Annotated in this window: 12 protein-coding genes; 8 read left to right on the top strand and 4 right to left on the bottom strand. The window is 58.5% G+C overall.

All coding sequences use genetic code 11. From position 1 onward, the window contains the following. Positions 1-20 precede the first annotated feature (20 nt). The 4 genes from ACR0IV_RS09755 to ACR0IV_RS09740 are packed head-to-tail and all read right to left on the bottom strand — an operon-like array spanning position 21 to position 5,136. On the bottom strand, positions 21-965 hold the full coding sequence (locus ACR0IV_RS09755; protein ID WP_480471209.1) for a substrate-binding domain-containing protein: 945 nt from the start codon (positions 963-965) through the stop codon (positions 21-23). A 47-nt stretch (positions 966-1,012) separates the two neighbouring features. Further along, positions 1,013-2,020 carry an ABC transporter permease gene (locus ACR0IV_RS09750; protein WP_170713290.1) on the bottom strand — a complete coding sequence of 336 codons (1,008 nt, stop codon included), beginning with the start codon at positions 2,018-2,020 and terminating at the stop codon, positions 1,013-1,015. Beyond that, positions 2,017-3,543 carry a sugar ABC transporter ATP-binding protein gene (locus ACR0IV_RS09745; protein WP_480660010.1) on the bottom strand — a complete coding sequence of 509 codons (1,527 nt, stop codon included), beginning with the start codon at positions 3,541-3,543 and terminating at the stop codon, positions 2,017-2,019. The genes ACR0IV_RS09750 and ACR0IV_RS09745 overlap by 4 nt, the downstream gene beginning before the upstream one ends. 39 nt (positions 3,544-3,582) lie before the next feature. Continuing rightward, a complete protein-coding gene (locus tag ACR0IV_RS09740) occupies positions 3,583-5,136 on the bottom strand; it encodes a UxaA family hydrolase (protein WP_480660099.1) in 1,554 nt (517 codons plus the stop codon). A gap of 84 nt (positions 5,137-5,220) precedes the next feature. Between ACR0IV_RS09740 and ACR0IV_RS09735 the strand changes: the two genes are divergently transcribed. The 8 genes from ACR0IV_RS09735 to ACR0IV_RS09700 are packed head-to-tail and all read left to right on the top strand — an operon-like array spanning position 5,221 to position 12,507. Then, positions 5,221-5,958: a GntR family transcriptional regulator gene (locus ACR0IV_RS09735; RefSeq protein ID WP_480660009.1), complete on the top strand. Its 738-nt coding sequence runs from the start codon at positions 5,221-5,223 to the stop codon at positions 5,956-5,958. Further along, positions 5,955-7,007 (top strand): aldo/keto reductase, encoded by a 1,053-nt coding sequence (locus ACR0IV_RS09730; RefSeq protein WP_480660008.1) that lies wholly within the window; start codon positions 5,955-5,957, stop codon positions 7,005-7,007. Before ACR0IV_RS09735 ends, ACR0IV_RS09730 begins: the two co-directional genes overlap by 4 nt. Next, complete coding sequence (locus tag ACR0IV_RS09725) at positions 6,997-7,425, top strand: RbsD/FucU family protein (protein ID WP_480471214.1); 429 nt, start codon at positions 6,997-6,999, stop codon at positions 7,423-7,425. The genes ACR0IV_RS09730 and ACR0IV_RS09725 overlap by 11 nt, the downstream gene beginning before the upstream one ends. After that, positions 7,422-8,252: an amidohydrolase family protein gene (locus ACR0IV_RS09720; protein WP_480660007.1), complete on the top strand. Its 831-nt coding sequence runs from the start codon at positions 7,422-7,424 to the stop codon at positions 8,250-8,252. Before ACR0IV_RS09725 ends, ACR0IV_RS09720 begins: the two co-directional genes overlap by 4 nt. A gap of 1 nt (position 8,253) precedes the next feature. Next, positions 8,254-9,366, top strand: coding sequence for a fumarylacetoacetate hydrolase family protein (locus ACR0IV_RS09715; RefSeq protein ID WP_480660006.1), 1,113 nt, complete (start codon positions 8,254-8,256; stop codon positions 9,364-9,366). Between the two features lie 13 nt (positions 9,367-9,379). Continuing rightward, on the top strand, positions 9,380-10,882 hold the full coding sequence (locus tag ACR0IV_RS09710; RefSeq protein WP_480660005.1) for an aldehyde dehydrogenase (NADP(+)): 1,503 nt from the start codon (positions 9,380-9,382) through the stop codon (positions 10,880-10,882). 8 nt (positions 10,883-10,890) lie between these two features. Beyond that, a complete protein-coding gene (locus ACR0IV_RS09705; protein ID WP_480660004.1) occupies positions 10,891-11,646 on the top strand; it encodes an SDR family oxidoreductase in 756 nt (251 codons plus the stop codon). Positions 11,647-11,664: 18 nt separating this feature from the next. Next, positions 11,665-12,507: a fumarylacetoacetate hydrolase family protein gene (locus ACR0IV_RS09700; RefSeq protein WP_480660003.1), complete on the top strand. Its 843-nt coding sequence runs from the start codon at positions 11,665-11,667 to the stop codon at positions 12,505-12,507. Positions 12,508-12,766 lie beyond the last annotated feature (259 nt).

Raw genomic sequence — 12,766 nt, 5'->3', positions numbered from 1 at the left:
GCTCAAGTGAGTGGCGTTTGTCAGTCGTAAAGAACGGCCGCGATCTTGGGATCGTCGATGTTTGATGCATCATAATAGTAGAAGCCCGTGTCGATCAGGTTCGGGACTTCTTCACCGTTCAGCGCAGCAACCGCAGCTTTCACGGTTTCATACCCGATACCCACGGGGTTCTGAGTGATTGCGCCGGCCATCAGGCCGCTCTTGATGGCATCTTTCTGCGCTTTACCGCTGTCATAACCGATGATGACCAACCCTTCAGTGCCCAGTTCCTGCACCCCGTTCACCACGCCGATGGCCGAGCCCTCGTTGGTGCCGAAAATGCCATTCAGATCCGGGTTCGCGGTCAGGATCGCCTTGGTCACCTCTGTGGATTTCAGGTGATCGCCTTGACCATACTGAACCGTGACAACTTCGATATCCGGGTATTTTTCGGCCATCCGGTTCACAAAGCCATCGCGGCGATCAATACCTGTACGGCTGGTCTGGTCATGCGCCACGACGGCGACCTTACCCTTGCCGCCGATTTTCTCGGCCATCTTGTCCGCCGCCAGACCGGCAGCGGCCAGGTTGTCGGTGGTCGCGGTTGAAAGGGGGATATCACTGTCGACACCGCTGTCGAAGGCGATAACCGGAATACCCTTTTCATTGGCCTGCTTCAGAAGCGGGATCGCGGCCTGGCTGTCCAATGCAGCAAATCCGATAGCCTTGGGATTGTTGGCCAAGGCAGCAGCCAGCATGTCGATCTGGCGGTCGACCATAGTTTCGTTGTCCGGGCCTTCGAAGGTGATGGTGACGTTGAATTCGTCCGCCGCCTGTTCAGCCCCGGACTTCACCGCCTGCCAGAACTGGTGCTGGAAACCTTTGGATACCAGCGGGATGTAAATGTCTTCTGCAGCCGCCATCGAGGCGGGGCCTGCCAGGGTTGCTGCACTCAGCGCCCCCAGAATGAAACGACGTGATAACATGATTTCTCCTCCAGTTGGTCGTTTTGGTCTTTCGTTATGCCTTGTGATCAACCCGTTTTCTTGCGCCGCGCCATGTCGGCATAGACGGCCAGAATAATGATCGCGCCGGTGACAACGGTCTGCCATTCCTGCGCGACGGACAGCACGCGCAGACCGTTTGTCAGCACGGCCATGATCAGGGCCCCGATCAGAGTTCCCAGAATGGTGCCGCGCCCGCCGGACAGGGACGTGCCCCCGATGACAACAGCAGCGATGGCTTCCAGCTCGTAGCCCAGGCCCAGCGCGGGTTGCGCAGAATTCAGGCGCGAGGCGATGAGGATACCGGCAATGCCACAGATGGCTCCGGCCAGCGCATAGATGCGCATCTTCCACATGTCGGTGTTCACCCCCGACAGGCGCACCGCCTCTTCGTTCGATCCCAGCGCAAAGGTGTACCGCCCCAGCACCGTGCGCCCCAGAATGTACGAGGCCGCGATGGCCACCAGGAACAGGATCAGCACTCCATTGGGGATGGGCAAGGCAGGAAAAACCTCTCCGATCAGCGACCCGCGCGAAATCTGGTCAAAGCCCGGCGTGTCGTTGAAATAGATCGGCCGCGTGCCCGAGATCACCAGCGACATGCCCTTGAGGATTAGCATCATGCCCAAAGTCGCAATGAAGGGCGGGATCTTCATCTTGGCCACAAACGTGCCCGAGCACAGACCGCAAAGCGCCCCCGCCGCGATGGCCGCTGCGACACCCAACAACAAGGGCATCCCCAGATAGGTCAGAACAACGCCCGCGATCACCGCACAGAAGGTCATCAATGTGCCCAGCGACAGGTCGATCCCGCCGGTAATGATGATCAGCGTCGCGGCCACTGCCAGCACCCCATTGACCGAGGTCGCCTGCAAGATCGCAATCATGTTCGAGGTCTGCATGAAATTCGGCGACGCGATCGAGAAGCCGATCAGAAGGGCGATCAAACTCGCGAACGCCAGCAGTTTTTGATAGGCACCGCTTTCCGACAGACCCGCGAGGGGTTTCTTCTTGTCGATATCCGTAGCTGTGGTCATTGGACTGTCCCTGTTACCTGCATCGCCGCCGCGCGCTGCGTGGCCAGATGCATGATGTCTTCTTGAGTGGTGTCTTTTCCGCCGGGTAGAATGCCGGTCAGTCGGCCCTCGCACATCACAGCAATGCGGTGGCTGAGGCGCATGATTTCTGGCAATTCGGATGAGATCACGATGATCGTCTTGCCCTGCTCGGCCAGCTCTTCCAGTAGTTTATAAATCTCGGATTTCGCGCCCACGTCGATGCCGCGAGTGGGTTCATCGAAGATCAGGATGTCGCAATCGCGCAGCAGCCATTTTGCGATGACCACCTTTTGCTGATTGCCCCCGGACAGCAGCCTGACCTCCTGCACATCCGAAGGCGTCCGTATGCCCAGCTGCGCGATATAGCCCTTGGCCGTCGTGCTGACTTCACTGTCATTCAGAACGCCGCCCGTATTTGTGAACAGGTCCATCGAGGCCAGCGCGATGTTGTCCCGAACGTTCATTCCGGTGGCGAGGCCGAAATGCTTGCGATCTTCGGACAGATACCCGATCCCAGCCTTCACCGCGTCGGTCGGCGACTTGATCGAGACTACCTGACCATGCACCCGGATTTCTCCGGCATCTTTTGGATCGGCACCGAAAATCGCTCGTGCAACTTCGGTTCGACCCGCGCCCATCAGCCCGGCAAAGCCCAGTATCTCGCCTTTCTGAACCGAAAAGCTGACATCCTGAATTTCCTTGCTACGGCTCAGGCCTGTGACTTGCAGCGAAACCTCGGCATCACCCAAATCCGGCACGTCCAGAGGTTCCTCATTCACTTCACGACCCACCATCATCGCGATGATCTGGCTGATTGGGGTCTCTGCGGCACCCACCGTGCCCACATATTCCCCATCGCGCATGACGGTTACCCGGTCGGCGATCTGCTTCAGCTCATCCATTTTGTGGCTGATGTAAACGATGCCCACGCCTTCGGCCTTGAGGCGGCGGATGATCACGAACAGCTCGGCGATCTCGGCGTCATTCAACGCCGCCGTAGGTTCATCCATGATCAGCACTTTCGACCGGTAAGATAGTGCCTTGGCGATCTCGACCATCTGCTGTTTCGCGATGGTCAGACTGCCGACCAATGTTTTGGGGTCTAGCGACAGGTTCATTGAGGCAAAGATCTCGGCGGTCTGCGTGTTCAACGCAGCCTCATCCAGACGACCAAAGCTTTTGCGCGGTTCGCGCCCGATGAAGATATTCTGCGCAACCGTCAGATCGTTCATCAGGCTCAGTTCCTGATGGATGATGCCAATACCCAGATCCTGCGCCTCACGCGGGGTGGACGGGCTGACCGACTTGCCTTCGATCGCCAGATCACCACCATCTCGCTGATAAATCCCTGAAAGGATTTTCATCAGAGTGCTTTTCCCGGCCCCGTTCTCGCCCATCAGCGCGTGAACCTCACCCGGAAACAGATCGAACTGCACGGTTTTCAGCGCGTGCACACCGGGGAAGTGTTTATCAATCCCCGTCATGTCGACCAGTTTTGTCATTTCTCCTCCCATAAGCCCCTCTCCCCCAGGGCTGCGCGATTACATCACCGCGCCGATTTGCCAGGGCACGAATTCGACGCCCCCAAAGCCAAGTTCCTCACTTTTGGTTTTCTCGCCCGAGGCAACACGGATGAGCATCTCGAACAGCTCTTCGCCCTTCGCCTCGATACTGACGCCGTCGGTAACGATGTCGCCGCAGTTCAGGTCCATGTCGTCTGCCATGCGGGCATACATTTCCGAGTTGGTGGATAGCTTGATACAAGGAGTGGGCTGATAGCCCGAGACCGAGCCGCGCCCAGTGGTAAACACAACCAGGTTCGCGCCCGAGGCCACCTGCCCGGTAACCGAGCACGGATCAAAGCCGGGACTGTCCATGAAGACAAACCCGTGCTTGTCGACCTTCTCACTAAACTTGTAGACATCGCGCAGCGGTGCGGTGCCACCCTTGGCGACAGCGCCCAACGATTTCTCCAGAATGGTGGTCAGCCCGCCGCGTTTGTTACCAGGGCTGGGATTGTTGTCCATCTCACCGCCGTTGCGGGCTGTGTAATCTTCCCACCAATGGATGCGTTCGATCAGCTTCTCTCCAACCTCGACGGTTTCGGCCCGCCGGGTCAGAAGATGTTCAGCGCCGTAGATCTCCGAGGTTTCCGACAGGATCGTCGTACCGCCGTGACGCACCAGCAGATCCGAGGCATATCCCAACGCGGGGTTTGCCGTGATCCCCGAATACCCATCGGAACCACCGCACTGCATACCCACGGTAATGGCGCTCACCGGTGCCGGGGCGCGCTCGGCCTGATCCGCAAGTTCAGCAATGCCCCGCAACTCTTCGAGCCCACGCTCGATGGTGCGGCGTGTTCCGCCCTCATTCTGAATGGTCATGTAGCGCAATGCGCCATCAGGACGGATTGGGCGGCCACCAACCAGATCGGCCACCTGCATCACCTCACAGCCCAATCCGATCAAAAGGATGCCGCCGAAATTCGGATGTTGAGCATACCCGGCCAGAGTACGGAACAGGGTGGCGTAACCCTCGTCCTTCCCCGACATCCCACAGCCAGTGCCATGCACGATCGGGACCACGCCATCGACATTTGGAAAGTCGTCCAAAAGCCCCGATTTCTCAGCCGCTTCGGCAATGAAACGTGCCACGGAACCCGAACAATTCACGGTGGTCAGAATTCCGATGTAATTCCGTGTTCCCACTTTGCCGTCGGCACGGTGATAGCCCGCGAATGTCCGCGCCTCAGCAATAGCTGGTAGCGGAGCGTTTGCGCTTGCGTGTGCATAATCCTGCTGATGCGCGCCCATGCCAAGGTTTTGCACATGCACATGCTCGCCGGGGGCAATCCCGGTTTTGGCCTGACCGATAATCTGACCATAGCGGATGATATTCTCACCGGGCTGAATGGGTGTGACGGCAATCTTGTGGCCCCGTGCAACAGGCGCGATCAGGGGAACAGGCACAGACGCGGGGTGCTCACCTGCCTGCAGATCACGCAGCGCAATGACGACGTTGTCATGTGGGTTAAGCTTCACAACGTCGCGTACAGCGCCTTCAAGTATATTTGTGCCGCCTTGTGCTTGCATCACTCCCTCGCTTGCTTGACTCATGTTGCTAAGGTGAACTTCACCTCTTGTCAACTAACATGTTAGAATGCTAAATCACGAGATATGACCAAACTCCAAGATATTGATGCTGCTTTGCTGCCCGAGATCACGACAACCGAAGGGTCATTGACCCAGCGTGTGCATCAGTCCCTGAAACAGGCGATCCTGGCGCTGGATTTTCCGCCCGGCGCGAATCTGCGTAAGGTGCCTGTGTGCGAACGCCTTGGGGTCTCACGCGCCCCTGTCGCAGATGCGATTGCCCGCCTTGCCTCAGAAGGGCTGGTGGATGTGGTGCCACAATCGGGCACGCGTGTGTCCTATTTCTCGATGGAAGAAATCCGCGAGGGCGTTTTTCTGCGCGAAGCGCTGGAACTTGCAACGGTTGCGAAGGTGGCGCGCGATCTGACGGATGATCAACGCAAGCGGCTGAGCCGCAACATGCGCCTGCAAGAACTGTTGATCGAGGATGACGACATTCCCGGCTTCTATCAGGCTGATGAAGAGTTCCACGCTCTGCTGATGGAATTCACCGGTTTTCGTCGCCTCGCAGACGTGGCCCAAACCGTCTCGCTGCAGGTCAGCCGGGCCCGGATGCTGTTGCTACCGACACCGGGTCGGATCGCTGAAACGCTGGCAGAGCATCGGGCAATCTTCGACGCGATCTCTGCCTGCGACGAACAGGGCGCTCAGGATGCGATGCGCTCCCATCTGGGTCAGTTGATGCCGCGCATCGAACAGCTGGAACAACAGCAACCACATCTGTTCAAACCCACCCAACAGCCGAACAGCGAGGCAGGATGACCGTTTCACAGACAGAATTGCTTAATAGCCGTACCGCACGACCCATTCCCCTGACGCGGATGGGATTTGGCGGAGCGCCGTTAGGGAACCTGTATCGCAAAGTTACCGAAGAAGACGCGCAGGCGGCATTGCAGGCTGCTTTTGACGCAGGCATCCGGTTTTTCGACACCGCGCCGCAATACGGGCTTGGCCGATCTGAGCATCGGTTCGGCGAGGCGATTGCCCGCTTTGGGCGCGAAAACATTCAGCTGTCGACCAAGATCGGTCGTCTTTTGCTGGATTGCGAACCGCATGAGGTGACCCCCGAAGCTTTTGTCGACGTACCGCAGAAACGCATCGTATTTGATTACACCTACGACGGCGTCATGCGGTCATATGAGGCCAGTCGCGAGCGGATCGGCGTCGCCAATGCCGATATCCTGTTGGTTCATGATGTGTGCGTCTTTAGCCAGGGCAGTCAGGAAATGTCGGACGTCAAGGTGCGTGAACTGTTCGATGGCGGCGGTTACAAGGCTCTGGCCGAGCTGCGCCATGCCGGTGAGATTGCGGCCATCGGTGCCGGAGTGAACGAGTGGCAGGTCTGCGAGAAACTGCTGGGACTTGGTGACTTCGACGGCTTCCTGCTAGCGGGTCGCTATACGCTGCTGGAACAAGAGGCATTGGACAGCTTCCTGCCGCTTTGTGAGAAACGGGATGTGGGGATCATTCTGGGCGGGCCCTACAATTCCGGCATTCTGGCCACTGGTGCCGTTCCGGGGGCCAAATACAATTACGCCGATGCCCCCGAGGATATTCTGGACCGGGTGCGCAAAATCGAAGCGGTCTGCGCCGCGCATGACACCCCCCTGATTGCCGCCGCACTACAGTTCGTTTTGGGCCATCCTTGCGTCAAAACCGTGCTCCCCGGGGCCGTGAGCGCTGCTGAAGTGCAGGCCAATGTCGCGCTACTGGATCGTGACATCCCAGCAGCGCTTTGGTCCGATCTGCGCACCGAAGGTTTGATCCGCCCCGACGCGCCATTGCCAAAAGAGGCCGCCAATGCTGCGTGACATCAACCCGATCCTGTCGCCAGAGCTGCTTTATGCCCTCAGGGCCATGGGTCATGGCGACGAGATCGTGATTGCAGACGCAAATTTCCCGGGCACGAGCATTGGGCCAGAGTGCATCCGCGCCGATGGGTCCTCGGCCAGCGAGATGCTACAGGCGGTGCTTTCCGTCATGCCACTGGATACGTTCGTGCCTGATCCGGCGCTGACGATGCAGGTGGTTGATGATCCGGAGGCAGTGCCCGCAGCCGTAGCAGATTTTCAGAACATCATCGACCAGACAGCGGACAACCCCGCCCGAATCCAGGGGTTGGAGAGGTTTGCTTTCTACGATCGCGCCGCCAGCGCCTTCGCCATTGTGCAGACCGGAGAACGCAGGCTCTACGGCAATATTATCCTCAAAAAAGGTGTCATCGGATGAGGATCGATGCGCATCAGCATTTCTGGGCACTGACCCGAGGCGACTATGGCTGGCTGACGCCAGAGTTGAGCGCGATTTACCGGGATTTCACGCCTGAGGATCTACAGCCCTTGCTTGCTGCGGCAGGTATCGAAGGCACCGTGTTGGTCCAGGCTGCGCCGACGGTGTCGGAGACGGAATACATGCTGTCCCTGGCCGATCAGACATCGTTCATCAAAGGTGTCGTCGGATGGGTCGATTTCGAAGCCGCTGATGCGCCCGCGCAGATCGAAAACCTGTCCAAGCACCTTGCTCTGGTTGGTTTGCGGCCAATGATTCAAGACATCCCTGATCCAGACTGGATGATGAAGGACGCTCTGACCCCGGCGTTTGAGGCCCTGCAGCGCCATGACCTGACCTTTGATGCCCTGACCCTGCCTCAACATCTTGGCCCGTTGCGGCAGCTTCTGGCACGCTACCCGCAGATGCGTGTCGTGATTGACCACGGATCGAAACCATTGATCCGGGAAAAGGTGATTTCTGGCTGGGCCGAGGATATGGTCGCACTTGCCCGCGACACGGATGCCTGGTGCAAGCTGTCGGGCCTGGTCACCGAAGCCGAACCGGATTGGACAATTGACGACCTGCGCCCCTATGTGGATCAACTGCTGGACACGTTTGGCCCGTCACGGTTGATCTGGGGCAGCGATTGGCCGGTCTGCACACTGGCCAGCAGCTATCAACGCTGGCTGGAAACGACGGATGCGCTGCTGAGCGCGCTGAGCAATACCGAACGCAATGCAGTGTTGGGTGGGAACGCCGCCCAGGCCTATAACCTCAGGGACTGAAATGACCTTTCCAAATCTGTATTCTGACGGGCTGTGGCTTGGGCGTGTTGAACGCCCCGGAATCGGCCCTTGTGTCGTGACACTGCGCGGCGGGCAATTGATCGACATCACCGCGAAAACGGCGCCAACCGTCCGGGATATTCTCGAACGTGATGACGCGGCTGCTTATACGCGCACCGCATCGGGTGAGGTTTTGGGCCCTCTGGGTGCGAGTCACCAATGGCTCGCCCCGTGCGATCTGCAGGCGGTCAAGGCCTGTGGGGTTACTTTCGCGGGTTCGATGGTTGAACGGGTGATCGAGGAACAAGCCGCCGGTGATCCGGGTCAAGCCGATGCCATCCGGTCGCGTATCGGCGCGCGGATCGGGGACAGCCTGTCGAATATCACCCCCGGCTCGGCAGAGGCCGCCAAAGTCAAAGAAGCGCTGATCGAGGAAGGCTTGTGGAGCCAGTATCTTGAAGTTGGCATCGGTCCGGATGCCGAAGTCTTTTCCAAGGCGCAGACTCTGTCTTCGGTCGGCTTTGGTGCTGAAATCGGGCTGCATCCGATCTCGACCTGGAACAATCCCGAACCCGAAATTGTGTTGGCCGTGAATTCGCAGGGAAAGATCAAGGGTGCAACGCTTGGCAACGACGTGAACCTGCGCGATGTCGAGGGGCGCTCGGCCCTGTTGCTGAGCAAGGCCAAAGACAACAATGCCTCATGTGCGATTGGGCCGATGATCCGGTTGTTCGATGACAGTTTCACGCTTGATGATGTGCGTCAGGCCGAACTGACGTTGACCGTGGCCGGCCCGGACGGGTTTGTTCTGAACGGTAGTTCCTCAATGTCCCAGATCAGCCGCGATCCGGCAGATCTGGTGCAGCAAACGATCGGAAGACATCACCAATACCCGGACGGGTTCATGCTGTTTCTCGGAACGCTCTTTGCTCCGACACAAGATCGCGATACTCCGGGGGGCGGGTTCACTCATAAGCTGGGTGATATCGTCACGATTTCAAACGACAAGCTGGGTGCGCTGACCAACACCGTGCGCCTGTCGACCGAGTGTCCGGAATGGACGTTCGGAGTTTCACACCTGATGCGCAACCTCGCCCAACGCGGCCTGCTGTAAGAAAGCTATGAACATGCTGAACGGAAAACACCTGATTGCTGGCGAATGGGTTGGCTCGGACGCGAGTTTTGCCTCGGAGCCCGCACATGGCCCAAGCCATACCTTTCCCGTGGGTACACCCGCGCAGGTGGATGCTGCTGTTGAGGCGGCAGAAGAAGCCTTCGCCAGCTTCGGCTGGTCCACCCGCGCCGAGCGCGCAGCGCTGCTGCGTAAGATCGCCGATGAGATTGATGCGCGTGGCGATGCGATAACCCAGATCGGAACCCAGGAAACCGGCCTGCCCGAGGCGCGTTTGCAGGGTGAACGTGGCCGCACCGTTGGTCAGCTGCGCCTGTTCACCGATCACATTGAGAACGGTGATTACCTGGACCTGCGCCAAGACCCTGCCCTGCCCGACCGCGCGCCGTTGCCGCGCCCGGATTTGCGTATGATCCAGCGCCCGCTGGGGCCAGTGGCGGTATTTGGGGCCTCGAATTTCCCGTTGGCTTTCTCGGTCGCGGGCGGGGACACTGCTGCGGCGCTGGCTGCAGGTTGTCCGGTGGTGGTCAAGGGCCATCCAGCGCATCCCGGCACCGGCGAAATCGTGGCACAGGCCATCGATGCCGCGATTAAATCCACGCACACCCATCCCGGCGTGTTTTCATTAATCCAAAGCGACGGGATAGAGGTCGGCACAGCCTTGGCAAAACACCCCATGATCCGCGCCGTCGGGTTTACCGGTTCGCTGCGCGCAGGCCGCGCCTTGTTTGACCTGTGCGCACAACGCGACGAACCCATTCCATTCTTTGGCGAGCTGGGCTCGGTCAACCCGATGTTTATCCTGCCGCAGGCCGCATCGGCACGCGGAGCCGAGATCGGTACAGGCTGGTCCGGCTCGCTAACCATGGGCGTGGGCCAGTTCTGCACCAATCCTGGCATAGCCGTCATCATCGACGGGTCGGACGCGGATGTGTTCCAAGCAGCCGCTGAGGCGGGATTGTCTGCAGTAGCGGAGCAGACCATGCTGACCGATGGGATCGCGAGTGCCTATCGTGATGGTGTTGCGCGCGTAGCCGCAGGCACCGGTGTGACGCAAGTCATGGGAACAGGCTGTGTGACGCGTGATGCGGCCCCCTATCTGTTCACGGTTTCCGGAGACGACTGGCTCGCCGACCACAAACTTCAGGAAGAGGTGTTTGGTCCGCTCGGCATCGTCGTACGTGTGCGCGATATTGCGCAGATGCAACAAATCGCACGGGCCATTGAAGGTCAGTTAACCTGCACGCTGCATCTGGATGAAAGTGACAAGCCGGCTGCACAAGCCTTGCTGCCGTTGCTGGAGCGCAAGGCCGGCCGTCTTCTGGCCAACAGCTTCCCAACCGGCGTCGAGGTTTGCGATAGCATGGTGCATGGCGGCCCCTATCCGGCATCGACGAATTTTGGCGCAACCTCGGTTGGAACCCTTTCGATCCGGCGCTTCCTGAGGCCTGTCTGCTATCAGGACATCCCCACAGAACTGCTACCAGAACACGTGTGAGAGAGACCATGGCTTCCCATTCCCCTTCCAACCGCCTGCCCGGTAAGACCGTCCTGATCACAGCCGCCGGTCAGGGGATCGGTCGCGCTTCGGCCGAGCTTTTTGCCGCCGAGGGCGCGCGCGTAATTGCCAATGATATCAATGACGCAGCGCTGGCTGAGTTGGCGCTCATTAACGGGGTTGAGACCCTGAAATTGGATGTGACGGATGCTGATGCAGTTCAAGCCGCGACGGCAGCACTGCCACCTTTGGACGTGCTCTTTAACTGCGCTGGTTTCGTCGCGGCCGGATCGATTCTGGAATGCTCCGACAAAGACTGGGATTTTAGCTTCGATCTGAATGTAAAGGCGATGTACCGGCTTATCCGCCTGACTCTGCCTGCGATGATCGAGAATGGAGGCGGTTCCATTATCAACATGTCATCGGTTGCATCATCCTTGACCGGCGTTCCGAACCGATTTGCCTATTGCGCGTCCAAGGCGGCAGTGATCGGTCTCACTAAATCGGTTGCGGCCGATTTCGTGACACAAGGCATCCGTTGCAACGCGATCTGCCCGGGGACCGTCGACAGTCCCAGCCTGCATGACCGCCTGCGTGCGACGGGTGATTACAACAAGGCAATGACTGACTTTATCGCACGTCAACCCATGGGGCGGATCGGTACGGCCGAGGAAGTGGCGGAACTTGCGTTGTATCTTGCAAGCGACGCCAGCGCCTATACCACGGGCCAGCCCTTTGCCATTGATGGCGGCTGGACCACCTGATCAATAGAGGAGCGAGACATGAAGCTTTTACGCTATGGGCCGGTCGGCGCAGAGAAAGCCGGAGTTCTGGACAACAATGGCGCTATCCGTGATCTTTCGGGCGTTGTGGACGATATCGCCGGCGATGTCCTAGGCGATGAAGGTATCGCACGTTTGCGCGCACTCGACCCGTCCTCATTGCCGATTGTCGAAGGTAATCCGCGCATCGGTGCCTGCGTGGGACAGGTTGGCAAGTTCATCTGCATCGGGCTGAACTATGCAGATCACGCCGCCGAAAGCGGAATGGAATTGCCCGCAGAACCAGTGATCTTTTTCAAAGCTACCTCTGCCATTATGGGGCCCAACGATACGGTAGAAATCCCGCGTGGTTCGGTCAAAACGGATTGGGAGGTCGAACTGGGTGTGGTGATCGGAAAGCCCACCAAATACGTATCCGAGGCCGAGGCACTGGATCACGTGGCCGGTTATTGTGTGGTGAACGATTTGTCGGAGCGCGACTTTCAGCTGCATCGCTCTGGCCAGTGGGTCAAAGGCAAATCCGCGGACACATTCGGCCCAATCGGCCCCTGGCTGGTGACACGGGATGAGGTTCCGGATCCTCAGAATTTGTCTATGTATTTGGACGTGAATGGTCGGCGTTATCAGGATGGATCGACCAGAACCATGCACTTTAGTGTGGCGACAGTGGTTTCTCACTTGTCACAATTCATGTCGTTGCAACCGGGAGACGTAATCTCGACCGGGACCCCTCCGGGTGTTGGCATGGGTCAGAATCCGCAGGTTTATCTCAAACCCAACGACCAGATGGAGCTGGGTATTGAAGGGCTGGGTGTGCAGCGGCAATCGGTCGTTCAGGGGTAAGATTGCGGATTCAAGCTGGAATCTTAGGGGATTGACTGGTCTATATGATCAGTCGTTCCGAACCAGAATCTTAGACAAGCATTACCATGTATTTGACTAGTGGTAATGGTTCCGCCGAGGTGAAGATGTTAGGCAAATGATCTGGGGGATCAATTGTGATTTGAACGGGCTAAGTACTTGATATCTGACTGGAAGTATTGGTTGCGGGAGTAGGATTTGAACCTACGACCTTCAGGTTATGAGCCTGCCGAGGTTTGAT

The organism is Ruegeria sp. C2, from assembly GCF_056537765.1.
This window is presented reverse-complemented; position numbering and strand designations above follow the sequence as displayed.

Coding starts and splice junctions, on each gene's coding strand:
- ACR0IV_RS09755 (WP_480471209.1), bottom strand. CDS start 965: ATGTTATCACGTCGTTTCATTCTGGGGGCGCTGAGTGCAGCAACCCTG.
- ACR0IV_RS09750 (WP_170713290.1), bottom strand. CDS start 2,020: ATGACCACAGCTACGGATATCGACAAGAAGAAACCCCTCGCGGGTCTG.
- ACR0IV_RS09745 (WP_480660010.1), bottom strand. CDS start 3,543: ATGACAAAACTGGTCGACATGACGGGGATTGATAAACACTTCCCCGGT.
- ACR0IV_RS09740 (WP_480660099.1), bottom strand. CDS start 5,136: ATGCAAGCACAAGGCGGCACAAATATACTTGAAGGCGCTGTACGCGAC.
- ACR0IV_RS09735 (WP_480660009.1), top strand. CDS start 5,221: ATGACCAAACTCCAAGATATTGATGCTGCTTTGCTGCCCGAGATCACG.
- ACR0IV_RS09730 (WP_480660008.1), top strand. CDS start 5,955: ATGACCGTTTCACAGACAGAATTGCTTAATAGCCGTACCGCACGACCC.
- ACR0IV_RS09725 (WP_480471214.1), top strand. CDS start 6,997: ATGCTGCGTGACATCAACCCGATCCTGTCGCCAGAGCTGCTTTATGCC.
- ACR0IV_RS09720 (WP_480660007.1), top strand. CDS start 7,422: ATGAGGATCGATGCGCATCAGCATTTCTGGGCACTGACCCGAGGCGAC.
- ACR0IV_RS09715 (WP_480660006.1), top strand. CDS start 8,254: ATGACCTTTCCAAATCTGTATTCTGACGGGCTGTGGCTTGGGCGTGTT.
- ACR0IV_RS09710 (WP_480660005.1), top strand. CDS start 9,380: ATGCTGAACGGAAAACACCTGATTGCTGGCGAATGGGTTGGCTCGGAC.
- ACR0IV_RS09705 (WP_480660004.1), top strand. CDS start 10,891: ATGGCTTCCCATTCCCCTTCCAACCGCCTGCCCGGTAAGACCGTCCTG.
- ACR0IV_RS09700 (WP_480660003.1), top strand. CDS start 11,665: ATGAAGCTTTTACGCTATGGGCCGGTCGGCGCAGAGAAAGCCGGAGTT.